Source organism: Ureibacillus sp. MALMAid1270, from assembly GCF_049202975.1.
Lineage (GTDB): Bacteria > Bacillota > Bacilli > Bacillales_A > Planococcaceae > Ureibacillus.
Window position 1 is genome coordinate 1 of the sequence record NZ_JBMIRP010000032.1, and the last position, 25,894, is coordinate 25,894.

25 protein-coding genes are annotated in these 25,894 nt (G+C 34.9%); 11 read left to right on the forward strand and 14 right to left on the reverse strand.

The genetic code is table 11. The features are described from left to right. The first annotated feature begins 341 nt into the window (after positions 1-341). Positions 342-1,034, forward strand: coding sequence for a TraR/DksA C4-type zinc finger protein (locus ACOQFO_RS03740; RefSeq protein WP_421688366.1), 693 nt, complete (start codon positions 342-344; stop codon positions 1,032-1,034). Between the two features lie 48 nt (positions 1,035-1,082). Here the strand turns inward: ACOQFO_RS03740 and ACOQFO_RS03745 are convergent, their stop codons facing one another. Then, positions 1,083-1,871 carry an HAD family hydrolase gene (locus ACOQFO_RS03745; RefSeq protein WP_421688367.1) on the reverse strand — a complete coding sequence of 263 codons (789 nt, stop codon included), beginning with the start codon at positions 1,869-1,871 and terminating at the stop codon, positions 1,083-1,085. A gap of 176 nt (positions 1,872-2,047) precedes the next feature. Beyond that, positions 2,048-3,565 (reverse strand): coproporphyrinogen III oxidase, encoded by a 1,518-nt coding sequence (locus tag ACOQFO_RS03750; protein ID WP_421688368.1) that lies wholly within the window; start codon positions 3,563-3,565, stop codon positions 2,048-2,050. A 215-nt stretch (positions 3,566-3,780) separates the two neighbouring features. Between ACOQFO_RS03750 and ACOQFO_RS03755 the strand changes: the two genes are divergently transcribed. Beyond that, positions 3,781-4,173, forward strand: a complete 393-nt coding sequence (locus ACOQFO_RS03755) for a hypothetical protein (RefSeq protein WP_421688369.1) — start codon at positions 3,781-3,783, stop codon at positions 4,171-4,173. 536 nt (positions 4,174-4,709) lie between these two features. Here the strand turns inward: ACOQFO_RS03755 and ACOQFO_RS03760 are convergent. Continuing rightward, positions 4,710-5,054: a YlbF family regulator gene (locus ACOQFO_RS03760; RefSeq protein ID WP_421688370.1), complete on the reverse strand. Its 345-nt coding sequence runs from the start codon at positions 5,052-5,054 to the stop codon at positions 4,710-4,712. A 47-nt stretch (positions 5,055-5,101) separates the two neighbouring features. After that, a complete protein-coding gene (locus tag ACOQFO_RS03765) occupies positions 5,102-6,247 on the reverse strand; it encodes a DUF445 domain-containing protein (RefSeq protein ID WP_421688371.1) in 1,146 nt (381 codons plus the stop codon). A 132-nt stretch (positions 6,248-6,379) separates the two neighbouring features. On the opposite strand from ACOQFO_RS03765, the gene ACOQFO_RS03770 reads away from it, so the two are divergent. Beyond that, on the forward strand, positions 6,380-6,583 hold the full coding sequence (locus ACOQFO_RS03770) for a YheE family protein (protein WP_421688372.1): 204 nt from the start codon (positions 6,380-6,382) through the stop codon (positions 6,581-6,583). Between the two features lie 126 nt (positions 6,584-6,709). On the opposite strand, the gene ACOQFO_RS03775 is transcribed toward ACOQFO_RS03770, so the two are convergent. The 4 genes from ACOQFO_RS03775 to ACOQFO_RS03790 all read right to left on the reverse strand — a co-directional run bounded on the left by ACOQFO_RS03775 (position 6,710) and on the right by ACOQFO_RS03790 (position 11,630). After that, positions 6,710-7,993 (reverse strand): MFS transporter, encoded by a 1,284-nt coding sequence (locus tag ACOQFO_RS03775; RefSeq protein WP_421688373.1) that lies wholly within the window; start codon positions 7,991-7,993, stop codon positions 6,710-6,712. Between the two features lie 161 nt (positions 7,994-8,154). Beyond that, positions 8,155-8,979, reverse strand: coding sequence for an ABC transporter ATP-binding protein (locus tag ACOQFO_RS03780; protein WP_421688374.1), 825 nt, complete (start codon positions 8,977-8,979; stop codon positions 8,155-8,157). Positions 8,980-9,018: 39 nt separating this feature from the next. Beyond that, the gene (locus ACOQFO_RS03785; protein ID WP_421688375.1) at positions 9,019-9,888 is read right to left on the reverse strand and encodes an ABC transporter ATP-binding protein; all 870 of its coding nucleotides are present in this window, start codon (positions 9,886-9,888) and stop codon (positions 9,019-9,021) included. Continuing rightward, complete coding sequence (locus tag ACOQFO_RS03790; RefSeq protein ID WP_421688376.1) at positions 9,885-11,630, reverse strand: ABC transporter ATP-binding protein; 1,746 nt, start codon at positions 11,628-11,630, stop codon at positions 9,885-9,887. Before ACOQFO_RS03790 ends, ACOQFO_RS03785 begins: the two co-directional genes overlap by 4 nt. A gap of 572 nt (positions 11,631-12,202) precedes the next feature. Here ACOQFO_RS03790 and ACOQFO_RS03795 point away from each other — a divergent pair. Together ACOQFO_RS03795 and ACOQFO_RS03800 are read left to right on the forward strand one after the other, a co-directional pair. After that, the gene (locus ACOQFO_RS03795; RefSeq protein ID WP_421688377.1) at positions 12,203-13,573 is read left to right on the forward strand and encodes a hemolysin family protein; all 1,371 of its coding nucleotides are present in this window, start codon (positions 12,203-12,205) and stop codon (positions 13,571-13,573) included. Between the two features lie 73 nt (positions 13,574-13,646). Further along, positions 13,647-14,546, forward strand: coding sequence for a cation diffusion facilitator family transporter (locus ACOQFO_RS03800; RefSeq protein ID WP_421688378.1), 900 nt, complete (start codon positions 13,647-13,649; stop codon positions 14,544-14,546). A gap of 69 nt (positions 14,547-14,615) precedes the next feature. Here the strand turns inward: ACOQFO_RS03800 and ACOQFO_RS03805 are convergent, their stop codons facing one another. Together ACOQFO_RS03805 and ACOQFO_RS03810 are read right to left on the reverse strand one after the other, a co-directional pair. Beyond that, the gene (locus ACOQFO_RS03805; protein WP_421688379.1) at positions 14,616-15,269 is read right to left on the reverse strand and encodes a response regulator; all 654 of its coding nucleotides are present in this window, start codon (positions 15,267-15,269) and stop codon (positions 14,616-14,618) included. Between the two features lie 14 nt (positions 15,270-15,283). After that, the gene (locus ACOQFO_RS03810) at positions 15,284-16,393 is read right to left on the reverse strand and encodes a GAF domain-containing sensor histidine kinase (RefSeq protein WP_421688380.1); all 1,110 of its coding nucleotides are present in this window, start codon (positions 16,391-16,393) and stop codon (positions 15,284-15,286) included. 458 nt (positions 16,394-16,851) lie between these two features. Between ACOQFO_RS03810 and ACOQFO_RS03815 the strand changes: the two genes are divergently transcribed. The 3 genes from ACOQFO_RS03815 (at position 16,852) to ACOQFO_RS03825 (ending at position 18,740) form a co-directional block, all read left to right on the forward strand. Continuing rightward, positions 16,852-17,277: a disulfide oxidoreductase gene (locus ACOQFO_RS03815; protein WP_421688381.1), complete on the forward strand. Its 426-nt coding sequence runs from the start codon at positions 16,852-16,854 to the stop codon at positions 17,275-17,277. A 1-nt stretch (position 17,278) separates the two neighbouring features. Beyond that, the gene (locus tag ACOQFO_RS03820) at positions 17,279-17,755 is read left to right on the forward strand and encodes a thioredoxin family protein (protein WP_421688382.1); all 477 of its coding nucleotides are present in this window, start codon (positions 17,279-17,281) and stop codon (positions 17,753-17,755) included. Between the two features lie 136 nt (positions 17,756-17,891). Next, on the forward strand, positions 17,892-18,740 hold the full coding sequence (locus ACOQFO_RS03825) for an RluA family pseudouridine synthase (protein ID WP_421688383.1): 849 nt from the start codon (positions 17,892-17,894) through the stop codon (positions 18,738-18,740). Between the two features lie 289 nt (positions 18,741-19,029). On the opposite strand, the gene ACOQFO_RS03830 is transcribed toward ACOQFO_RS03825, so the two are convergent. Beyond that, positions 19,030-19,860, reverse strand: coding sequence for an aldo/keto reductase (locus ACOQFO_RS03830; RefSeq protein ID WP_421688384.1), 831 nt, complete (start codon positions 19,858-19,860; stop codon positions 19,030-19,032). Between the two features lie 423 nt (positions 19,861-20,283). Here ACOQFO_RS03830 and ACOQFO_RS03835 point away from each other — a divergent pair, with 423 nt between their 5' ends. Next, entirely contained in the window at positions 20,284-21,897 is a 1,614-nt protein-coding gene (locus tag ACOQFO_RS03835; RefSeq protein WP_421688385.1) for a long-chain fatty acid--CoA ligase, read from the forward strand. A gap of 47 nt (positions 21,898-21,944) precedes the next feature. Here the strand turns inward: ACOQFO_RS03835 and ACOQFO_RS03840 are convergent, their stop codons facing one another. Next, the gene (locus tag ACOQFO_RS03840; protein ID WP_421688386.1) at positions 21,945-22,133 is read right to left on the reverse strand and encodes a multidrug ABC transporter ATPase; all 189 of its coding nucleotides are present in this window, start codon (positions 22,131-22,133) and stop codon (positions 21,945-21,947) included. A gap of 478 nt (positions 22,134-22,611) precedes the next feature. On the opposite strand from ACOQFO_RS03840, the gene ACOQFO_RS03845 reads away from it, so the two are divergent. Beyond that, positions 22,612-23,496: a VOC family protein gene (locus ACOQFO_RS03845; protein WP_421688387.1), complete on the forward strand. Its 885-nt coding sequence runs from the start codon at positions 22,612-22,614 to the stop codon at positions 23,494-23,496. A 145-nt stretch (positions 23,497-23,641) separates the two neighbouring features. Further along, positions 23,642-24,502, forward strand: a complete 861-nt coding sequence (locus ACOQFO_RS03850) for a YitT family protein (protein WP_421688388.1) — start codon at positions 23,642-23,644, stop codon at positions 24,500-24,502. A gap of 98 nt (positions 24,503-24,600) precedes the next feature. Here ACOQFO_RS03850 and trmL read toward each other — a convergent pair whose 3' ends face one another. Next, a complete protein-coding gene (gene trmL / locus ACOQFO_RS03855) occupies positions 24,601-25,083 on the reverse strand; it encodes a tRNA (uridine(34)/cytosine(34)/5-carboxymethylaminomethyluridine(34)-2'-O)-methyltransferase TrmL (RefSeq protein ID WP_421688389.1) in 483 nt (160 codons plus the stop codon). A 539-nt stretch (positions 25,084-25,622) separates the two neighbouring features. Beyond that, the coding region (locus tag ACOQFO_RS03860) for a hypothetical protein (RefSeq protein WP_421688390.1) at positions 25,623-25,894 on the reverse strand (272 nt) is incomplete at its 5' end.

Below are 25,894 nucleotides of genomic sequence, written 5' to 3' on the forward strand. Positions count from 1 at the left end.
CGTCTCACCTTTCCAATTGTTTGTTTCGTCACTTACAATTATAGAAAAGGAGACGATTTTTTTCTTTAATAAATTTTTTTGATTTTTAAACAAAACGAGACTGCCCCTAGTGGAAAAATCTCCACTTATGGGACAGCCCCAGTTTTTCTGATTTTCCGGTTTGGTTTTGGTCTTCATCACCTCAAAGAAGACCACTTTTCCGAATTTCGAACACACTTCCGTCCTTCATCAACCGCAAATCTTATATATCTCATCCAAAACCAGAAACAATCCAATTTACACATTCTCTTCTCACTAATAACATCCTTCATTTCGTCCATACTATGTGTGTTAGAAAGGACGTGAAGATTATTTTAAACGAAAATCAATTGTCTAATTTAAAATCAATGTTGGTTGAACAAAAGAAATCATTAGATAAAAAAGATATGGATGACGATAGAGAATATTTAGAACGCGGAAGCATGCGTGATTCAGTCGATGAATTATCTACTGTTGATAATCATCCTGGTGATTTAGGAACTGAATTATATGAACGCGAAAAAGATATGGCATTAAAAGTTCATGCTGAAGATGAACTGGTTAAAATTAATGAGGCTTTAGAAAAAATAGAAAATGGTACATATGGAGTTTGTGAAGTTTGTAAAAAGGATATTCCATATGAACGTTTAGAAGCATTGCCATATACTGCATTTTGTATCGAACATACAGATGCAAAAGCTGTTCCAACCGATCGACCGGTAGAAGAACAAGTCATATTACCTGCTGTTGACAACTCCTTTGCAGGTAGAGATGATAAAGATGACATCCATGATTATGAAGATTCCTTCCAAGAAGTAGCAAGATATGGAACATCTGAAACACCGTCCGATTTTGAAGGTGATTATCTAGAATTTGATGATTTATATGGTGATTCAGACAAAGAAGCGATGGAAAATGAACTGAGATCGTACCATATATCAGAAATTGATGAGTTAACTTCTCAGATTTCAAAACGGGAAATCGAGCATGCAAGTAAATATGATTATTTAGAATAAAGAAAAGTGGCAACTCGAATCATTTCGAATTGCCACTTCTTATGTTAACTACAAAGTTTTCACAAGGTTTAAAAACTCCGTTAAAGATTTCACTTCAAACGTTGGTACATTGTCTGGATTTGGAGTTTTATTTTCACGATTAATCCATACATTGCGCATACCTACACGTGAAGAACCTAAAATATCAGTATTTAAGTTATCGCCCACCATGATTCCTTGTTCAGCTGTGATTCCCGCTTTTTCCATAACAAATTCGAAAATGCTTGCGTCTGGTTTTCCTTTACCAAAATCGCCAGAAATAATAATATGGTCAAAATACGCTGGAATTTCAGGTGTAATTTTCAATTTTAAATTTTGTAAGCTAGGTGCACCATTCGTTAATAATACAAGTTGATAGTTCCCTTTTAATTCATCTAGCACAGCGTATGTGTCTTCATAAACATAAGGCGATTTTTTTCTTTCTTCCACAAAACGTTCCCCAAGCTCAGCTCCAAGTGCTTCATCTTCAATTCCTAAAGCCTTTAAACCATTTGTCCAAGCGTCTTTACGGTATCCAGGAACGATTGATTTCATCTTTTGGAACTCTTCAGTTGGGTCATCAAATGTACCCCAAAGCCCTTCAAATGGATTAATCCCAATTAACACTGTGTAATCATATGTTTCATAAGATTCATAAAGTTTACGCGCTTCCATGCGTACAGCTTCTTCTAATTGCTTTGGTTCAATATTATGTATTGTCGCAGCATATTCACAAGTTTTATCGAATGCAGTTTGAATACTTTGCTTGTCCCACAATAACGTATCATCTAAATCAAAAATAATTGTATTGATTGACATGTGATCACCTAGCACTTTCTATTGAATAGTTATTTATTAGTTTAGCATAATTATTTTGGTTGAGATAGATGACTATCATCACTTGTTAAACGTTATATTAACAAAAATTATTTACTGCTTTTTCTATCATAATAAAAAAGGAAACGGCATTAAACTAACCGTTTCCCTTCATTAATTTATTTCTTCAGCTGTACATTGTACAAATCATCTAACATCTCGATTTTCTTCTCTATCGCGTCTTCGAAGGTCATAATGTAGGCTGCAGGATCTTTCGGGTTATGGAATTGTGTAATTTTCCCTGTTTCAGGATTTACAAACTTCGTCGAAGCACCACAACCGATACCAAGGATTGTTTGGACTTCTTCCATAATCACTATGTTATAAATGCTCTCTTCCCCTGGTTTTGAGTAGCCTACGTTTTCTAAATTCCCTAAGATATTTTTTTGGCGGTATAAGTAGTAAGGCACATAGCCATTTTCCTTCGTCCAAGCGCTTGCCATTTCCATCATTTTAGAAACAGTTTGGCGGTCAGCTACTTTGTATTTATCTTTATTTCTTGTCATTTCTGATGCACGTTTGAACGATAACGTATGCACTGTTAATGATTCGGGTTGCATTTTTGCTGATTCATCTAATGAATGTTGGAATTCTTCGATGCCTTCATTTGGCAGTCCAATAATTAAGTCCATGTTAATATTGTTCATCCCTGAGTTACGAGATAACCAGAATTTATCAATTGTTTCTTGTACTGTATGGTGACGTCCAATCGCTTTTAACGTTTCATCTGTATAAGATTGTGGGTTAACTGAAATTCGGTCAATGCCGTACTTTTTCAATACTTCAATCTTTTCAGGCGTAATCGTGTCTGGACGACCAGCTTCCACTGTAATCTCACGGATTGTCTCAGGATTTGGGAAGGATTCAAACATCGTTTTATATAGCGCGTCCATTTCATCGGCCTCAATGGATGTTGGTGTTCCTCCACCCCAATAAATCGAAGTGATATTCATATTATTTTCCTTTAACCATTTACCCATCTCACGGATTTCAACGTGTAATCCGTCGATAAAGGACTCAACGCGACCTTGCTTTCGGTTGGAACCAATTGCATACGCAGGGAAAGTACAGTAGGCACATTTCGTTGGACAGAATGGAACACCAATATAAATCGAAATGTCTCGTCCTATTTGATCTAAGTCTGGAATTGTTTTCAATTGGCGATCGACAATTTCTTTCATTAGTTCAATTTTGGCATCTGAGATTCGGAAATCTTCCTTCAAGATGTTCGCGATTTGTTCATCAGTAAGTCCTTGCTTACGGTACTTATGGAAAAGCTTCGTCGGTCTTACACCCGTTAAAATTCCCCACTCTTGTGTCATTCCTGTATATTGTTCAAGTACATCCAGCATCACGTGTGATAAAGCTCTCTTCATGCGGATACCTTGCTCTTTTTCCGTACCTTCTGTTGTGTATTCAATCGAATAGTTACTAGTATAGGTTTGACCATCAACAAATAATTCACTGGCTGTATGAATTGTGTGATCCGCATCGACTGAGTAGTCCAATCGGATTGTCAGATCTGCCTCTCCTTCTGAAGTGACGATTTTCGAATCCTCAAAAAATAAATTAGCTATATGATTTAAAACACGAACCCAATCTTCTTTCAATTGTTGGTTTATATTAATTAATTTCATATGATTAACTCTCTTTCTCATTCTAGATCATTGAAAAAAGCTTTTTCTATTGTATCATCTCTGTAGTTAATAAAAAAGAAATGCTTCAATACAATACATTTGATTTTTTCTTATGCTATAGAATGAACATTAAAAGTACAAAGGAACCTTGGAATTTCATAAAAAAAATAATACAAGGCATATATTGTATTGATATTCCGGAAAGGAGAATCTACATGAAAAAATTAAATCTTAAATTAATTTTACCAATTGGTTTATTGGTTATTGTGACGATTTCTATTTTTTATGGCGATTTTGCTTTAGCTAGATATTTTAACCAAAATGAAAACACCAAAGCTAATGAGATGGTAGATGAGATTCAAATGAAATTACATGAGACAGAATTATCTATTCAGATTGAAGAAGAATTAAAAGTTAAAGGTTATTCTCCAACTGGTCTTATTTATTACCAGATATATTCTCCACAAGAACAATACATGGTAATATATATGAGAAATATAAATCTGAAAAATAATGACACAATAAAAGACATTGAAAAAATTGTTAATTCTGTTGCAAAAGCAAATAATTTTAATTCGTTTATAGTCGATATAAAATTAAGAGAATAAAAAACTAGGTACCATAAAGATAACTTGTTTTTATAATAATTAATCTTCTATTACAATTCTTACAATATCACTACTTTGGTTTTTTGAAACCACTTTTAAATAAAGTTTCACCTTTCCAGTACTGTCAACGTATGGTCTAACATCTATTTTTGAAAGACATTCATAAGCACTCGGACTACCACTGTTATTAGTTACGAACATGCCTGGTAATATTGCATTTCCCGTAGAAATATAAAACTGGGCAGTTATGAGGTTGCCATGTTCAACCCCAGATATACAAACTCTTATATCCCCTCCCCCAGAAGTAACCGTTGATGTATTCGTTCCAGATGATGTTACGAGTATCTGACTATCGTAAATTAGGTCCCACTCGCCAGCTCCATAAGGTGTAAATTCACTTGCAAGTGTAGATGTTGGAATTACGAAAACAAATCAGTTTAATACTAAATTAGTTTCCTAACAATTTTTATTTCCTTCAATTCTTTTATTTGAACACATAAGTAAAAACCCACACTTTGAAGTGTGGGTTCCCGTTTTTATAGTCCATCATACATTGATTGAATTGGTTTAACAACAATACGATTGATTTCTTCAATCATTTTTCCAACAGCCATTTCAGCTTCTAACATAGCAAGAATTTTTGGATTTTGTTGTGCAAGTTGTGCTGTCTTTTGTAAGTACATATACTCATCTTCTAACAGCTCTTTGCCATTCATTTGTTTTTCTTGTAGCTTCATTTGAATATCGCGGAAATTAGTAAATAATTTTCTTGATTCTTCATCTGCACGTACTAACTCAACAGCTTCTTTTAATGTTTTATATTCCGCAGTTTGACGTAATGTACTTTCTAACTTGTTAATGTCATTATAAATGTTAACCAAATTTTTTCCTACTCTCTTGTTTATTGCCACCCACTACCGAATGGCTATTAATTTAACAATAAAACAATTAATCCTTGCACTGCTCCAATAACTCCACCTAAAACGGCTCCAAGAACAGTGATCATTTTTAATTCTTTGTTCGTTACACTAACGACCAGTTCCTCCAACTTTTTAAGAGGAAATGAATCAACCTGTTCTCTAACTACTTCTTGAAGATTTAATCGATTTACTACATCCTCTAATTTCTTTTTTGCAAGAGTAAATCCATTGTCGAGTAGTTTAGGAAGTAACTCGATTGTCACATACTCTTTCCCTTGTGGCCAGTAGTAATTAATTGATTTGTTTAATCGTTCTTCAACTGCTAGCTCTTTTTTCGCATAAGTTTGTATTTTTTCAAGTATTGGCTCAAACTCGACGTCTTGTAAATAATTCATGACTGGCTGCTGTTTTAATTGATCCCATTCTTGATTAAACATGTTTACTAAAAGATTTTTAGTACCCGGAGATCTTAGCATATTTAGCAGTTCTTTTTGTAGCTTTCCAACAATTGCATTGGAATCTCCAAATAACATTTGAATCATCCCGCCAATTGTCCCTTTAGATGATAAAAAGTCATCCATCATATTGCGGATGGTTGCTTCTCCTTTTGAAGACTGAAAATATTCTTCACCTTTTTTTAAGATGTAAGTAGCTATTTCCGGTATTTTTCCTTCAATGGTTTGATGGATATGTTCTGGCAATATTTGTTCAATAGACTTCGTTGATAATATATTCTTCACATTGTTAAATTGTGTTTCGATCACTAAGTCTACTTTACTTTCAATTGTTCTTGGCAAATCGTTCAAGCCAACAAACTTCGCCCAGTCCAAAATGGTACGGTCATTAGTAAAAATGGCTTCTTCTACTTTCTCTCTGCTAAACTTTAATACCGATTCACGAATATCATCAGAAAGTAACTTTTTACGAAATACCTCAGGAGTTAATAAATATTTCGTTACCGTTTCTCCTAATTGCTTAGCAAGTTCCCCACGACGTTTCGGTATTAAACCAGGTGTAAATGGGAGCTTCCAGGATCCTATATGAATCGCATTATAAGGATGGAATAGCATTTTAATCGCAATATAATTTGTAAATCCACCAATTACTGCACCTACAACTACCATAAAAAGTATGGAGATTATTGGGTTATCCATTTGAAAAACCTCTCAGTTCATAAAACTTGTTATTAATTATATCAAAGGAATGTTATGCAACATAATAATAGCCTTCCTTTGCAACTTCTAGTACGATTGAACATAGGTAAATGTTTCAAGGGGGAGCAAATTATGATTACACATTTCCGTTATAAACCGCTATTTGAAAATACACAAATTCCAGGATGGGGGATTTCATTTTACTATAAGCAGCAATATTATCAGGCTGAATATAGGAAAGATGGACAAATTAATTGGCTAGGGGAAGTACCATCAGATATCGGGGATGTTGAGAAAAAAATACACGAGCTTATGTTGTATCATGTGTATGATTGAGGGACGAAGGAGGGACGAAGGGACAGGTACATCGTCCCATTTTCATATTATTCAGAAATCCGGACAATGTACCTGTCCCCTTGTCCCACATTCTTCATCTTTCCTAAAAATTTAACACCCACATTTCTACTTATCTTCCTTCAACCGATACTTCCTACCAAATATAAAATAGAAATACGTTGAAGCGATTAAATATAAACATCCTGTAATACTAAATGTAAAAGCGTAACCCCAATAGTTGCCGTAAGTTGTTACGAGCCAAGCAGCTGGTAATCCCATCATAGCCCAACCTAAATTGAAAACCATCTGATTAACGGAATTGGCAAGACCTTTATATTTATCATGTACTACATCCATTGCTATCGCACTTGTTATTGGATTTCCAGCGTTCATAAGAGCTTGTCTTAACAAGAAACCAATCGAGGCAATTAGTAAGGAATTTGTAAACCCTGTGATAAATAAAAATGGGATCGATACAAATTGGAATATTACCAATGATCGAACTTTTCCGACTTTTTTCACTAGAACTGGTCCAATTAACATAGCAACAGCCGTCATAGCAGAGCCAAATGCGATGACTAAACCAACATATGAATTAGAAGCATCAAATCGATTGGCGAAATATAAGTTTAAATACGGGATAACTAAACCAGATCCTGTACCAATCATTAAATTAGACAATCCAAATAACACGATCATCTTAAAATTCTTTTTAAAACTCGCTTCATTCGCTTCTTCTGCTTCTATTGAGCCACTAGTTTCTACGTCATCCGTTTGTTTTTCAACTTTCACTTTCGGTACCGCTTTCAATTTTAATAGTGGAATTAAACTGATCGTAAAAATTGAAGTTCCGACGATTAAAGAGATTCTAATACTTTCTACAATTCCAATATGGAATAATGCTTGTAATCCATCTGCTATAATTCCACCAAGTAAATTTCCTACAACATTGGCAACAGTCACCATCGCAAAATGAATACTAAACAAATGCATTCTTTCACTAGGTTTTGAATTTTCGGCTAAGAACGGTACACCCGACACCTGAGCTAATGCCCATACAGTTCCAGCCATAAATCCAAACATTAATATTGGATGTTCGTGTGTTACAATACTCCTCCCAAACAATACGATTGCTGTTAGTGTTGTACCAATGATGATGAGCCTTTTTCGTCCGAACCGATCACTCAATAAACCGGCCGGAATTAGCATAAGTGCAGTCGCTAGCGAATTAATGGAAATTACACTCCCATTCACTGTTTCAGAATACCCGAGGCCACGAATATATAAATTGTACATGACCATAAAGATACCCATACCAATTTGAATAAGAATATTTGCTAGCATAAACATCTTAATATTACTATTGAAAGAATTAATCGTTAACACCCAGTTGCGTAGCCATCTGGTCATAGGCTTCATCTCTTTCAGTTAGAAATTGTTCATGAAAAATTCATAATTTTATGAATCTACTATACGAGTTTCATAACTTAAAAGCAATATAGAATGAAAAAAGTTGGCCCAAAGTCTTAGGACCAACTTTTAAACTTTTATTTTCAATCAAACAAGACTTATTATTGATGAACTCCTGATTGTAAACGATACATCGTTTCATAACGACCACCAAGAGCAATCAATTCCTCATGCGTACCTTTTTCAACAATTTCTCCACGGTCTAAAACTAAAATTTGATCAGCATTTTTAATAGTAGAAAGTCGGTGAGCGATGATAAAAGTAGTACGTCCTTTTTTCAGAACATCCATCGCATGTTGGATAATCTCTTCTGTTTCTGTATCAATATTAGAAGTAGCTTCATCTAATATTAATATTGCTGGGTCAAAGGCTAATGCTCTCGCAAAGGAAATTAACTGACGTTGACCGGAAGAAAGTGTACTTCCCTTTTCAATTACAGGTTCATCAATTCCATTTTCAAGGTTTTTAAGTACTCTTTCTCCACCTACTGCTTCAAGTGCCTTTTCAATTTTCTCTCTCGTAATTCGAGGATCATTTAAGCTTACATTTGTGGCAATTGTACCGGTAAATAAATACGGGTCTTGTAAAACGATTCCCATATGCTCACGAATCGTTTGACGCGGAATTTTCGTCACATCTTTCCCATCGATAAAAATCTTCCCTTTTTGTGGATCATAGAATCGGAATAATAAATTCATAATAGAACTTTTCCCTGATCCCGTATGACCAACAAGAGCCAACGTTTCACCTTTTTTCGCTTCAAAGCTAATGTTTTTCAGAACATACTCTTCATCTTTATAGGCAAACCATACGTTATCAAATTTCACATTACCTTCATAACGAGGAATGGATAATTCACTTACTTCTATTCCTTTTTGATCTAATAATTCAAATACACGTGAACCAGCTACAAGAGAACGTTCCATTTGTGAGAACTGATTAACAATATTCACAAGCGGATTAAATTAACGTGTTGTATAGTCGACAAACGCGTATAAAGTACCTGCTGTAATAATATCTGATGTTGTAATCGACTGTGTACCGAAGTAAAAAAGAAAAATTGTTAAGATAATTAATCGAAGAACATTTACTAAGTTGTGTGCCGTACCCGAATCTAAAAATAACAACTTACGTTGATATTCATAGTGTTCATCGTTCATCTCAGCAAACTCTTTTTTCATTTGTTCTTCTCGTTTAAATGCTTGAATAATCGTCATACCATTAATGGATTCATTGATCATCGCATTAATATCAGCAATTTTTGTTCGAACGACATGGTTAAAGCGAGATGCATATTTACGATAAGTAATCATCCAAATATACACAATTGGTACGATAGCTAAAGCAATAATAGCCATCTTCCAATTTAGAATGAATAACGCTACGTATACACCTGTAATGGAAATGGTGCTCATAGAGAATTGCACCATTACTTGAGAGAATAAATTACGAATCGCCTCTGTATCATTCGTGACACGAGCTACAATTTTACCAGCTGGTAAATTATCAAAGTAATGAATTGGCATTTTTTGAATATGTCCAAACACATCAATTCGTAACTTTTGAATAATACGATTGGCCCCTATTTGCAAATTTAGGTACATAAAATATCTCAATGTAGCCGTTGATATTTCTAATGTAAGATAAATAATTAGCAGTGTTACTACTGGTTCAAGCAATAAAGATCCTGGAACCATATAGTTATCAATAATATGCTTCGCAATAAATGGACCTGATAAATCTGTTAGCACTGACAATGTTAATAAAAATAAACCTAAAAAAATGGGTCTCTTAAATTTTAAAGCATATTGAAATAATCGTCTTCCTGTACTCATTCAGAAGACACCCCCTCTAACTGCTGGCGATCATATTGTTCTTTATACCAACCACCTTTTTCAAGGAGCTCTTCATGTGTTCCTTCTTCAACAATGACTCCATCATCTAATACAATAATCCAGTTTGCATGTTGAATCGCAGATAAACGGTGGGTTGTAATAATTGTTGTTTTCCCTTGACGTTCTCGTTGGATATTTTCAATTATTTTTGTTTCTGTTTTCGCATCAACTGCAGATAGTGAATCATCTAATATTAAAATTTCTGGGTCTTTTATTAATGCCCTAGCAATGGACACACGTTGTTTTTGACCACCTGATAAAGAAACACCTTTTTCGCCAACTAACGTTTCTATTCCTAATGGAAGATTTTTTAAATCTTTCTCAAAATAAGCTAATCGAATTGCTTCACGAATATCCTCTTCTGAAGCATCTTCTTTACCAAACAAAATATTTTCTCTAATTGTTCTAGAGAACAAAACATGATCTTGCGGTACATATCCGATCCATTCTAGAACTTGTTCTTTCGATAATTTCGATATATCTATATCTCCGAAAGTAAATTGACCGTCACCAATCGGATACTCTCTCAGTAATTGTTTTACAAAAGTTGTTTTCCCGGCACCAGTTTTACCGACAATGCCAAGTGTTTGCCCTTTTTGAAGCTGCAACGAAATGCGTTGTAAATTTTTAATATGTGATAAAGGATATTGGAATGTGAACTCATCAAATCCAATCGATGATACTGTAGAAATATCCTCTGGTTGTTCAGGATCTTTAATGTCCGGTGAATAATCTAATGTTTCTTGAACACGGTCAAGTGAGGCATTTCCTTGTTGCATTACATTGATTAACTCTCCAATCGCAATAATTGGCCATACTGCCATCCCTAAATAGATCGTAAAGGATACAATTTGCCCTACCGACATTTCACCACTTGAAACAAGAACTGCACCGTAACCTAATGTAATTACATACGTAATCCCTGTTCCAATCTTAGTAATAGGTCCGAATAAAGCATTGATTTTTGCAACTCGGATATACTTTTGGAATACTTCCTCACTCATGCCATGGAATCGTTCTTCATCTTTCTTTTCCTGAACATAAGCGCGAACAACACGAACTCCAGCAACTGATTCTAATACACTATCGTTCATCTTACCAAATGAATCTTGCGCTACCATATAGCGTTCATGAACTTTTTTCCCAAGTACCTGCATTAGAATCGCGATAATTGGGATAGGAATCATAGAAATCAATGTTAACTTCCATGAGATAAAGAACCCCATCGCTAAGATAATTGCACCAAAATATAAAGTGGAATCAATTAACGTCATAATCCCAAACCCAGCTGTTAAAGAAACCGAGTTTAAATCATTTGTCGCACGAGCCATCAAATCACCCGTTCTATTCTTTTCATAGAACGTAGGTGTCATTTTTAAAAATTGATGCATAAGTCTTCGACGTAAAATTTGTTCTAATTTAAGCGCACCACCAAATAACTGATACTGCCAAATAAAGTTCATGACATAACTACCAACAATAATGCCAACTAATATTAGTACATACTTCGTTAATGTTTCAGAAGTGATCGTATCTGTAGCAATCTCATCTATTCCCATTCCAAGTATATATGGAGGAAGAATTTCGAGCACACTAGCCAAAACAAGAAGTACAATCGCAATCGTATATCGTCTCCATTGTGATTTGAAATACCATTTTAATTTAAATAAAACGTTAAACATTGAAACACCTTCTCTCTTTTTCTCTCTGCTTTTGTAAAATTTGATGAATTCAGACTGTTTTTAAGCACAAAAAGACACCTATCCCTTTAAGGGATAAGTGCCCAAAAAGGTACAAGTATCCAAACCTGTACCGAGTATTTGCTTAAAAAAGACAAAAAATTAGCAATTAAACAGTATTCGGAAGTTTGGATTACTATTTTCAATTTTATTTGCAATTGTAATTGCAATTGTTTTAACTAAAATTTTCATAATCCTTACCTCCTTTTCCAAATTTTTATCACCATTCGATGGTAGCACGACCATAATTTACTTGTCAACAATTTTCAGAATTATATTAAATTTTTTATTACAATCATCTCACGCACTATTGGTGGAGGATAATCTTAATTTATTTATGAATAATATATGTAAACACTTCAAATTCTGAATAGAATGATATTTGATTTTCGTAGTCAATCATAATTTGTATTTTTAAAGAAAATATTTTATGATTGTATTATTAATTAATTTTATTTATAGGAGGTGTATTCTTTGTTCGCTCCCCTCATTCGGGTTAGGAACAAAGAACGTTTTTGGACGGAGACATAGTAGAGCTGACCATTAGGCTAGCAACTTTTGCTATCCTTATTATCTTTTCAGGATTTTTCGTTGCAACAGAGTTTGCAATTGTTAAAGTGCGCTCAACGCGCATCGATCAATTAGTTGAAGAAGGAAGTAAAAAAGCAATTAGAGCTAAAAAGGTTGTAGATAACCTTGATGAGTACTTATCCGCTTGTCAACTTGGTATTACCATTACTTCTTTAGGTCTAGGTTGGTTAGGGGAACCTACAATAGCCGTACTTTTACATCCATTATTTAATTGGATTGGATTAGAAGGTGCTGCTATTAACGTAATTTCTTTCATCATTGCATTCTCGATTGTAACATTTATCCATGTTGTTGCTGGTGAGTTAGCACCAAAAACTTTAGCTATTCAACGTGCTGAATGGGTAACATTAAACTTTTCTGGATTATTAATTGGATTCTATAAAGTGATGTATCCATTTATTCACTTCTTAAATTTATCTGCACGCGGACTTTCAAAACTTTTCGGTTTGAAACCTGTAACTGAAAACGAAAACGCACATACTGAAGAAGAACTTCGTATGATTATGGCAGATAGTTTAAAGAGCGGTGAAATTAACCATTCAGAATACGAATATGTGAACAGTATTTTTGAGTTCTCAGACCGCACAGCAAAAGAAATAATGGTACCTCGTACTGAAATTATCAGTTTTGAAAAAGACTTAACAGTAAAAGAAATCTTCGAAGTAATGGGAGTAGAGCAGTATACTCGTTACCCTGTAACAGATGGAGATAAAGATCATGTTATTGGACTTGTAAACTTGAAGCATTTACTGACTGCATACATTAAAAACCCTGCAAATGGCAATAAACAAGTTATTGAGTATATGCAGCCAATTATTCGCGTGTTCGAAACAATTCCAATTAGTGACTTATTGTTAAAAATTCAACAAGAACGAATTCATATGGCTATTCTAATGGATGAATACGGTGGTACTTCAGGCTTAGTTACAATTGAAGACATCATCGAGGAAATTGTCGGCGATATTCAAGACGAATTCGATGAAGATGAAATTCCTGAAGTTCAAGAAATTAGTGAAGATCATTATATTATAGATGCAAAAATGTTACTGGACGAAGTAAATGATATTTTAGGTACCCATATTGAAGAACAAGATATCGATACAATCGGTGGTTGGTTCTTAACTAAGCGATTCGATGCAGTTGAAGGCGATAGCTTCGAATTTGAAGGCTACGAATTTAAAATTAAAGAATTAGATGGCCACCATATCCTTTACATTGAAGTAACAAAGATAGATGAATCCACTGAGGAAGAATCAGTACAAAACGGAGAACTAATTTATAAGTTAGAAGATTAATTAAACGAAACGACTTTCTGTTATACGGAAAGTCGTTTTATCATGTCTTGGAATTTTGCGGGGAGGAAACTTTGTGGAACTATATACAAATTTACGTGCTGGGGAAAAAGGTGCATGGCTTTCCATCGGTACGTATCTCATACTGAGCGCAGCGAAACTAATCATCGGTTATTTTGGATCATCCGATGCATTAATGGCGGATGGATTGAACAATACGACAGATATTATCGCTTCAGTCGCTGTGTTAATTGGATTACGAATATCTCAAAGACCACCAGATGAGAATCACCTATATGGTCATCTACGGGCAGAAACAGTTGCATCATTAATTGCCTCTTTCATCATGATGGTTGTTGGGTTACAAGTATTAGTTGACTCAGTTGTTGGTTTATGGAATCCTTCCCGTGAGACTCCTTCACCATTAACAGCATTTGTTGCTATAGGCAGTGCTGTCATCATGTATGTTGTTTACAGATACAATTTAAATCTTGCAAAAAAGATTAATAGTACGGCTGTAAAAGCTGCAGCATACGATAATCGCTCAGATGCTTTAGTGAGTATTGGAACCGCAATGGGTATATTTGGTGCTATTTTTGGATTTGTTATAATCGATACGATTACAGCCTTAGTTGTTGGTATTCTCATTATTAAAACAGGGATGGAAATCTTCTGGGAATCCGTTCAAACATTGACGGATGCATTTGATATGGATGAAGCAGAGACTTTATCTGTTCTCATTCGCAATGTCGATGAGGTAGTTGATTTAGTAGATTTTAAAGGGCGATCTCATGGTAACATGATGTTTATTGAAGTTACCGTTACCGTAAATCCATATTTAAATGTGTGGGAAAGTCATCGGATAACTGAAAAGATTGAGACAACCGTTAGACGCTTTAAGCCATACTGTACGGTTTTAGTGCATATAGAACCACATGAATTCCCCAATGCAGTTGAAGAAGATTATCATTTTTGATAGATTGGCAAGTTGAAATTGGACAAGCTTATACCCTGGAAAATAAAAAGAGTCGTCTGGAAATAATTTTCAGACGACTCCTTCACTACCTTCAGTTAAATTGTGTTTTACTGCATAAAGTGCTGCTTGGGTACGATCTTGCACATTTAATTTGTGGAAGATATTTGAAATATGTGTTTTCACCGTTTTCTCTGTTACAAAAAGTGAGGAAGCAATTTCCCGGTTACTTTTCCCCTTAGTTAACTCTGCTAGTACATCTTGTTCCCTCGGTGTTAAAGGATTTTTTATATGTGGTAAGTTTTCTTCTTCACGAATTTTTTCTTCAATTGTCGTTGTTGCTGCAGGATGCAGAATACTTTCACCGCGCATAATTTTTCGAATGGAATCTACTAAATCATCAGGCTCTATATCTTTCAACTGGTAGCCTGCAGCTCCTGCTTCTATTGCTGGAAGTACATGATCCTTATCTGAAAAACTAGTTAACATTAGTACTTCAACAGTTGGCCATTTCGATTTTATCTTTTTCGTAGCTTGAATCCCATCCATTTCAGGCATTACTAAATCCATCAGTACTACATCTGGTCTAAATTTTTCTACAAGTTCTACAGCTTCCAAACCGTTTTTAGCTTCACCAACGACTTCAAAATCTTTTTGTGTTTTTAAGAAAACGATTAATCCTCTTCGAACAACGTGATGATCATCTGCTATTAATACACGTATCATTTTCAAAATCCCCCCTAGTAAGGTATTCGAATTAATAATTCAGTACCTTTACCAATTTCACTAACCCAATCTGCTGTCCCCCCAAGAGCATGGACACGATCACGAATTGACTGCATACCGATGGAAGGCAATTTCTTACTAGGATCATTTACAAATCCTCTTCCTTCATCTTTCACGACAAATAAAATATCCGTTGATGTAGTCGTTATAAACATCTCCACTTGATTGACACCAGCATGTTTTCTTACATTATTTAAAGCTTCCTGTGCAACACGGAACAAAGTTTCTTCTACTCGAGTTGGCAATTGAAGTACACCCGATACACTAACTACTAATTTTAAATTCAACATTTCCCCATACGCTTTAATGGCATCAATCAAACCGCTTTCTAATCCTTTTGGACGTAGCTGCCATATAAGAGCACGCATTTCTGTTAAGGCTGCTTGTGTTAAATGTTGAATGTCTCTAAAAGTATCTTTCAAATCTTGCTGGTCTGTCATTTCAATTCCCGCTCTTGATGTTAATGTCACCGAAAATAGTAATTGGTTTACCGAATCATGGAGATCTCGCGCAAGACGATTGCGTTCTTTTACTAACGCCATTTCTTGTTCTTGTTTCGTTAAGTATATTCGCTTAATAGCAGATCCTAGTTGAAAGGCAACCGATTCAAGAAGTTCAAGTTCTTCCTCTGAGTAATTTACTGTATGACGCTTTGCAACATTTAATATCCCAAACCGTTCACCACCAGATTGCAATGGTACTGTTGCATGATGAGTTATTCCACCGTGATCACCGACTTGATCTTCAATAGCACTTTCGATTCGTTGACATTCAATAATATTGGATGCTTTTTTTAATTGCTTATTTCTGAATTTAGAAACACACCAACAACCACCTTTTTTCAAATGCTGACAGTCGTTAAATTGCAATGCTTCAGGTAATTGTTCGTGTGCAAGTAATTCAGACTTCCCCTTTTCATTAATAAAGAAAATCCATCCTGTTTCAAAGTTTGTCCCATGTAAAAACTTACTTAGCGCACCTTTTAACATCGGTATCAATTCAGTTTCTTCATTTAATAATTCAGCAATTTCTTTTAATAATGTGATATTCGATTGTTCATTCATTGACGTTACACACCTCTAGTCTCGATGCACCTTTCCTTAATCATATCACTGTAAGCAAAATCTTTCATTTATTGGTAGCTCATACTTTTGTCTGAAAAAGTTCACTAAATGGTAATTGTATTTAGGCAATTAAATTGGGATGCTTTATTCTATATAATAAAATATGATTTTACCTTACAAAAATTTAATTTTATTCAGTTTGTAGAATCATTTATTATTAATTATGCGTTTAATATTAATGTTGTTCTGAAAAGCAGTAACCTAAACTGAATAAAATTAATCCTCCGACGGATGCCACAGATTTTTAATAGTATCTATCGAGCGAGCTCGATAAAATCTGGGCAGGCAAATACGACAAGGCGTATTTTGATTTAGTATCTTGAAATCAAAACAATTTACTTCACACCATTCCCAATTTATAATAAATTTCGGAAAATAATTTTTCTAGGAGATATTATATGAGTAAAAAACTTGAGAATAGTCTACTATTTATATGGACCGTTTCATTAGTAGCAACGTTAGGCTCTCTTTATTTTTCTGAAGTACGCGGATATACTCCATGCGAACTTTGTTGGTATCAACGCATTTTAATGTACCCAATTGTTATTATGTCAACGGTAGCATACATACAAAAAAATGCGAGAATTGCTGCAACAACAGCTGTATTCTCAGTAATTGGTGGATCGATATCCTTATACCATTACGGAATTCAAAAAATTGATTTCTTAAGCGCCAATGCCCCTGCATGTGGACAAGTTCCATGTACGGGAGAATATATTAACCTGTTAGGATTCATTACGATTCCTTTCTTAGCATTGACTGCGTTTATATTAATCGCCATTACAAGTTTTTACATGCTAAAAGTATTGAAAGGGGAAAAATAATTTGAAAAAGCTAGGAATCATTGCAGCAGTAATTGTTGTTTTATTTGCAGCAATTATTATTCTAACAAATCTATCAAACCAAAGTAAGTTAACCGATAGTAATCCATACGGTACTACAGATTTACAACAATCTACTATTGATTTTTTAGATAATGAATTTTATCAAAATATTATTCAACCAGAAGCTTTAAAAGAAAAAATTGCTACTGGTGAACCTGTTGTAGCTTATATGTTTAGTCCTGAATGTCCACATTGTAAAAACTTCACTCCTAATTTAATGCCTATCGCAGATGAAGTTGGAGTTCACATTGATCAATTAAACATTCTTGAATATCAAGCTGGCTGGAATGAATATGGAATTGAATACACGCCTACACTTATTTACTTCAACGAAGGTAAAGAAGTAAATCGTATTGTTGGTGACTATTCATCAGAAAAAGAAAAAGTAGTTGAATTTTTAGAACAAGCTAAGAAATAATAGTAAGACAATCGTGTTCAATATGAACACGATTCTTTTTTTTGCAGATAGAGATTTTTTCTGGAATGCTGTAAAAGAAAAGACTTAGATTTTACCTATACTAGGTTTAACTGTGTCTTTCCAAGGAGGAAAAATAATGTTTCAATATGAAGTTATTAAAGAAGGATTAACGGTTGAAGAGTTACTTCGCACAAAATGGAGACTTGGGAAAAAACTAGTCCATGAATTAAGAATGGCGAAGGCTGTTACTTTGGAGGATGGCACACCGGTTCTATGGAATGAACCATTAAAAGTAGGGACGCATTTAGAGTTTACTTTTGAGATACCTACTTCAAATTACTTGCCAACTATGAACTGTGATATCCCCATCCAATATGAAGATGAACACTGCCTTATTGTTTCAAAGCCAAAAGGTATGGCAACTCATCCAAACGATATTTGGGACCGAAATACATGTATGAATCATGTTATGGCACACATAAAATCAAATGGTGGTAAATATGCAGAGCACGTTCATCGATTAGATCTTGGAACAAAGGGGTTATTATTAGTTGCAAAACACCCTATCGCCAAATCAATTTTTGATCGAATGATTGAAGAAAAAACGATCATACGTACTTATGAAGCTGAGGTTCAAGGTATTGTTCGCCAAGATGAAGGTGTAATTAATGAACCAATCGGAAAAGACCGACACCATGCAACACGCCGAGTTGTTTCAAAAACTGGCCAACATGCAGTTACTCATTTTAAAGTAGTAAAACGTTTGAAAAATACAACCATTGTTCACTTAGTTTTGGAAACTGGCCGTACACATCAAATCCGCGTTCATATGTCCCACATCGGACATCCAATTGTCGGTGATACAATGTATAACGCCCGCAAAACAGCTAAAGACAATTATGAATTACATGCGATTCAGCTAGAATTTGAACATCCATTTTTGAATAAAGTAGTTGTCGTTAAAGATCAAGGAGCAATTCACTAGTTTGGTGTGAATTGCTCCTTCTTTTTATAGTAATGTGGGGATAACAGTAATGAGATCATCATGGTGGAGACTATGTTACCTTTCGCGCCGGAGTTTTTATGTTGTTTTGGGTACAGAGATAGTTATTTGAGACATTTTGGGGCTCTTTCTTTCCTTAAATGTCTCTTTACCACTCGTTTTGGGACATTTTCAGGCTGTTTCCTCACGCAAATGTCTCATAAATCCTTCGCTAAACTCCACTAAAGACGTTAACACACCCGGTGTAACCAGAAATTCAAACCTGTATCCTCTAAAAATCAAAATGGAAATTATCCGGATCTTTTCCGGTACGATAATCTCTGTTAAGCGCATCGATTGCCTGAATATCTTCTTGGATTAACTCAAAGTTAAATATATTAATATTCTCCTCTATACGACTTGGTGTTACAGACTTTGGAATGGTAATGACATCATTTTGATAATGCCAGCGTAAAATTATTTGGGCTGCTGTTTTATTATATTTATTTGCCAGTTGAACAATTTTCTCATCTTCTACAATTTGGCCACGTCCAAGTGGTCCCCAAGCTGTAACGGCAATACCATTTTCTTTACAGAAGTTTAGTAATGGTTTTTGACTTAAGTATGGATGAAGCTCAATTTGATCGACCATAGGTTTCACGTTTGCTTTAGCAAATATTTTTTCTAAATGATGCTGATGATGATTGGAAACACCAGGTACACGAATTAGTTTTTCATCATAAAGTCGTTCAATGGCACGATAAGTATCTAAGAATTTATCTTCTACTGGCCAGTGGATTAAATATAAGTCAATATAGTCTAATCCTAGTTTTTTTAATGATGTTTCAAATGCTCTTAACGTATTGTCATAGCCTTGATCCTTATTCCAAACTTTAGTCGTCACAAAAATCTCTTCACGAGGAATGTTCGATGAACGAATTGCTTCACCAACTTCAGTTTCGTTATCATATAGGGCAGCCGTATCGATGGAACGGTATCCAACCTCTAGTGCTTTTGTTATCGCTTGAAGCGCCTCTTCACGGTCAGTCATTTTGTAAACTCCCAACCCTAAATAAGGCATTTTCACTCCATTTTCCAAAGTCTTTGATGGTACTTCAAACATTCTCTTCACTCCCTCAATAAACTAATTTTATTATACGACGAAAACATACTTTTCTAAATTAATTAGCAATATCTATTGATCGGCTCTATTAATACTCTATTATAAAAAGATTACAGAATCTGTAGATAGAGACTTTTAATATAAAACTTAATTAAAATTATGTGCACTTTTATATACTCAATAGCTCCCACACATAATTTTAGTTATGTCGTAACGCCAATCTAGTTGGTTTAATAAAATCTTTCATCCATTACATGTTGCAAAACTGTTCTCTAGCAATTTGATTTTTAGTAATCTAATATTTTTACATTAAAACATAAGCTAACCAGTTCTATTTAAATATTTTCATTAATATATAAATAGTATGTAGTCATATTGTCACGATCATTGACAATTATTTTTAATCAAGGGGGATGTTTAGTTATGATGGATACGCCTTTATTGTTAACGAGTTTTTTAAAGCGCGCAGAGAGATACTTCCCGGAAAAGTTGATTATTTCACGTACGAGCCCTGAAACAATTCACCGAATACCTTACAAAGATTATGTAAAACGTACTCGCAAGCTTGCTAATGCATTGACTAAGCTTGGGATGAAACGTGGAACAAAAGTAGCTTCTTTTGCATGGAATCACCACCGTCATCTAGAAGCATATTTTGCTGTACCATGTGCAGGAGCAGTTTTGCATATGGTCAATATTCGATTAAGTCCTGAACATATTATTTACGTCATTAATCATGCGGAAGATGAGATTTTATTAATCGATGGGGATTTATTCCCATTATTTGAGAAAGCGATTCCATACTTAAAAACAGTTAAACATATTATCGTTATGCAAGACAGTAAAGATGTACCAGAATCAAGCTTCCCAAATGTGTATTCATATGAAAAATTATTAGAAGAAGCATCTGATGAGTTTGAATTCCCTCTTGATTTAGATGAAAATACACCAGCTGGTATGTGCTATACGAGCGCAACTACAGGTATGCCTAAGGGAGTTGTTTACTCACATCGTGGTTTAGTTCTTCACAGTATGGCTCTTGGTTTAGCGGATAGTCTTGGTTTAAGAGAATCAGACGTGATTATGCCAATTGTGCCAATGTTCCATGTTAACGCTTGGGGTATGCCGTTTGCGGCGGTGAATTTTGGGTTAACTCAAGTTTTACCTGGCCCAATGTTCACGCCACAATTATTATTGGATTTAATCGAACAAGAAAAAGTTACTTTGACCGCTGGAGTTCCTACTATTTGGATGGGCGTTGCCGCAGAACAAGAGAAAAATCCACGCGATCTTTCATCCGTAAGAGCAATTGTATGTGGTGGATCTGCTTCTCCAAAAGGATTAATTCGTACGTATGAAGATAAATTCGGAGTGCCTTTCATTGTTGGCTACGGCATGACTGAAACAACGCCAATCGTCAGTTTATCAACTTATACTTCAGCAATGGAAAACTTATCTCGTGAAGAAAAGTTAGATATTCGCGCTACACAAGGGTTAACTGTTTCTCTACTTGATACGGAAGTTGTTAACGATGATGGTGAAGTTCCTTGGGATGGAAAAACGATGGGTGAACTACGTATTCGTGGCCCATGGATTGCAAATGAATATTATAAGGATGAGCGTACTGCTGAGGCGTTCCGTGATGGCTGGCTCTATACAGGAGACATTGCAGTTATGACTCCTGAAGGGTATATCAAAATTACTGACCGCACGAAAGATTTGATTAAGAGTGGTGGTGAATGGATCTCTTCTGTTGATTTAGAAAATGCTTTAATGACACATGAAGGAGTAGCTGAAGCTGCTGTTATTGCGATTCCACACGAGAAGTGGCAAGAACGTCCTCTTGCATGTGTTGTTTTAAAAGATGGTAAATCAGCAACGAAGGAAGAATTAATTGCATCACTTGAAGGTCAATTTGCAAAATGGTGGCTTCCAGATGATATCGTATTCTTAAAGGAAATTCCGAAAACATCTGTTGGTAAATTTTTAAAAGCGAAATTACGTGAGGAATTAAAAAATTATCAAGTAAACGCATAATGACTTTGAGGCCTTACTCGACTACCATTTCGAATAAGGCCTCTTTATTAATTTTTGTTTTGATATTTCTCATCGTTGTCATTATCAATTTCGTCAAATTGAATGGGATCTGGGAATCGCATATCCTCTGAAAGTTGTGAACCTTCTCGCATTCGCTCCATTTGTTTCCCCAACCAGATGACATCGGCCATATTGTTCGTCATGTGTCCACTTGGCTCCATTTTTTCGTTTTCCATCTGATCACTCCTTTTAAGAGTAATATTCCCAACTTCTTTGATTTGAACCAAAACGGACATAATTTAATGTAGTAAATAAAAAATATTTAGTCTATACTAATAACTGATAGTTTATTTACATGAGGAGGATTCTTCCATGAAAACTTTATTAATGATTGCGATTTGTGCATCTATTTTAACTGCAATTTTCACTGCAGGACGTGAAGGTAACTACTCTAAAGAAGACTAATCTTCAAAAGTAGAAAAGCCAATACATAATTTGTTGGCAGCACATATCTAATGACAAGAGGGCAACCATAATTATTATGGTTGTTCTTTTTTATTTTGATAATGATTCATTTCGAATTAAGCCAAACAGTAGCCAACCTCAATTTAGTTGAACGAAATTAAAATCTTGACTTTTATAGATGATGAAAATATACTTAGTTACATAAAGTAAGTAGGTTTATAATAATAATCTTTTAAGGAGTGTTTTTCAATGACAACACACTTTCATAAAAAACCTAATATCTATGTTTCACATGTTCAAATAAAAGTCTCTAACCTAGAACGATCTATCGAATTTTATAAAAAAATTATTGGTTTTGATGTGCTCGAGCAATCTGGAAACACAACTATTCTAACTTTTGATGGTGCTACAAGTATTTTGTCTTTAGAACAAGTTGATAATGCACAAAGTTTACAAGGCGGGCAAACAGGACTTTATCACTTTGCGATTCTGCTACCAACTCGTAAAGACTTAGGAAACTTTATCCAAAACATTGCTGAAGCAAACGTTCGTATCGGAGCTGGAGACCATCATGTAAGTGAAGCCATTTATTTATATGATCCAGACGGAAATGGTATTGAAGTTTATGCGGACCGTCCAGAAGAAACTTGGATTTGGCAGGGCGAATTTGTTTACATGACTACAGAACAAGTGAACATTCCATCTGTACTTGCCGAAGCGGATGGTAACTGGAATGGTTTACCAAAAGGAACTGTAATGGGACACATCCATTTATCTGTTGCAGATTTAGCAGCTTCTGAAAAATTCTATACTGAAGCACTAGGTTTTGATGTTGTTACACGTTATGGAGATCAAGCACTATTCCTTTCAACTGGTAAATATCATCACCATATCGGTATGAACACTTGGAGTAGTCGCGGTGGACGTCCAGGGCCAGAAAATAGCATCGGTTTAAAATCATATACACTTGTGTTAGACAATGAAGAGCATGCTGAGAAAATTAAAGGTAATTTGCGTAGAATTGGAGCTGTAGTTGAAGAATTTGCTGGTGCACCTAAATTCGGTGGCAAACAGGCATTTTCAACAGTGGATCCTTCAGGAATTCGAATCGTATTTACTTTAGATGGAGAGTAATTTTTAATACAAGGTGACGTCATTTGCGACGTCATCTTTTTTATTTGTCGTAGTAAATTTGCTTGTTTAAGTCCAATTATTTCTACATTATCATATATTCTTATGTTAAAATACGTCATGTATTTATAGAAAGGTAAAATCAACGATGAAAAAAATAAAACATCAAAAAAAACTTCTCACAGAATATTTATGGATTATCATTGGGTCAACGTTAGTTGGTTTAGCTTATAATATGTTTTTTTTACCGGCGAAATTAGCAGCTGGTGGAGTATCGGGTATTAGTACCCTTCTTTATGAGTTATATCAATTCAATCCTGCTTATGTGCAATGGCTCATTAATATTCCATTATTCTTTATTGGACTCATTCTCTTAGGAAAAGACTTTAGCTTAAAAACTCTTGTAGGCACTTTTTTCGTTCCATTTACAATTTGGCTGAGTGCCGATATACCTTTTAAAATTGACAATCCCATGCTCTCAGCAATTTACGGCGGAATTCTCTTAGGAGTTGGTCTTGGTATAGTTTATCGAGGGAACGGTTCTACGGGCGGATTGGCAACAGTCGCTCAAATTCTTAAGAAATATACAGGACTTTCTAGTGGTTATTCCCAACTTATTGTTGATGGATTAGTCGTAATCGCCTCTGCTCTAGTATTCAATTTGGAATTAGCTTTATATGCCATGATTGCCATTTACGTAACTAGCAAAGTAATTGACTTTGTTCAACTACAAACTTCCTCATCAAAACTCGTACTTATTATTACGGAACATGAGGAACAGATCCAATCGATTATTAAAGAAGAAATTGATCGAGGTTTAACGAAAGTCCGTTCAATCGGTGGTTATTCTAATAAAGAAAAAACGATGATTTTATGCGTCGTCGAACAGCAAGAAGCAATCTATTTGAAAAAAGTATTAAATGAACAAGAACCAAATTCCTTTGTCGTATTCCTCAATGCTTCAGAAATACTTGGTCGTGGATTTTCGGTTCCAAAGTATTATGAATAGATATTGGAAGATTCGTTCGTTGTATTCTCCTTTTAAAAAAGGAAAATTGAGTTAAAAAAACATCTAACCAATTAAATGTGAAGTTAGATGTTTTTTCATTATTTTAATCCTGGGAAATTCTGTTGTCTTAATGCTTCATATATGATGATCGCAGCTGTGTTAGATAAATTTAATGAACGCACATGGTCACTTTGCGGGATTCTTAAACATTTATCGCGACGTTCATAGGCAAAATCTTTTGGTAGCCCAGTCGTCTCTTTCCCAAACATGAAATAAATATCACGCATTTGATCACTGAAATCGTGGGTTGTATATGGTTCGTCGCTATATGTTTCAATTAAATAGAGGTCCCCGTCTTTTGAGTATTCAAGAAAATCTTCTAATGAATCATGGTAAACAACATTAACATGTTCCCAGTAGTCAAGTCCCGCACGCTTTAACATTTTATCATCCGTTGAAAAACCTAATGGACGGATTAAATGTAATGATGTATTCGTGCCCGCGCATGTTCTGGCAATATTTCCTGTGTTTGCTGGAATTTCTGGTTGATATAAAACGATGTGTAACGGCAAAATTGACACTTCCTTAATTAATCCAATTAATTTGTTACTTTTTAATAAGTTTTTATTGAAAACTTAATTTTGTATTACAGTTGCTATTGTAGCTATGGTCGACTACATCGATCCATGTGTCTGACTTTCCTATTTAATGTATCTGGCAGTTTTTATTTTGACACATTTTTGTGATTACCGTTGAATTCTGTCTAGATCAAGGCATTATTTTGACAACTTTTCGGGATTTCCCTCAATTTTGTCTAAATACCGGCTCTTTCTTGACAACTTTTCGGGATTTCCCTCAATTTTGTCTAAATACCGGCTTTATCTTGACAACTTTTTAGGATATCCCTCAATTTTGTCTAAATACTGGCTCTTTCTTGACAACTTTTCGGGATTTCCATCGATTCTGTCTAAATACCGGCTCTTTCTTGACAACTTTTCGGGATTTCCCTCAATTTTGTCTAAATACCGGCTCTTTCTTGACAACTTTTCGGGATTTCCCTCGATTCTGTCTAAATACTGGCTCTTTCTTGACAACTTTTCGGGATTTCCCTCAATTTTGTCTAAATACCGGCTCTATCTTGACAACTTTTTGGATTTCCCTCAATTCTGTCTAAATACTGGCTCTTTCTTGACAACTTTTCTGGATTTCCCTCGATTCTGTCTAAATACCGGCTCTTTCTTGACAACTTTTCGGGATTTCCCACGATTCTGTCTAAATACTGGCTCTTTCTTGACAACTTTTCGGGATTTCCCTCGATTCTGTCTAAATACTGGCTCTTTCTTGACAACTTTTCGGGATTTCCCTCAATTTTGTCTAAATACCGGCTCTTTC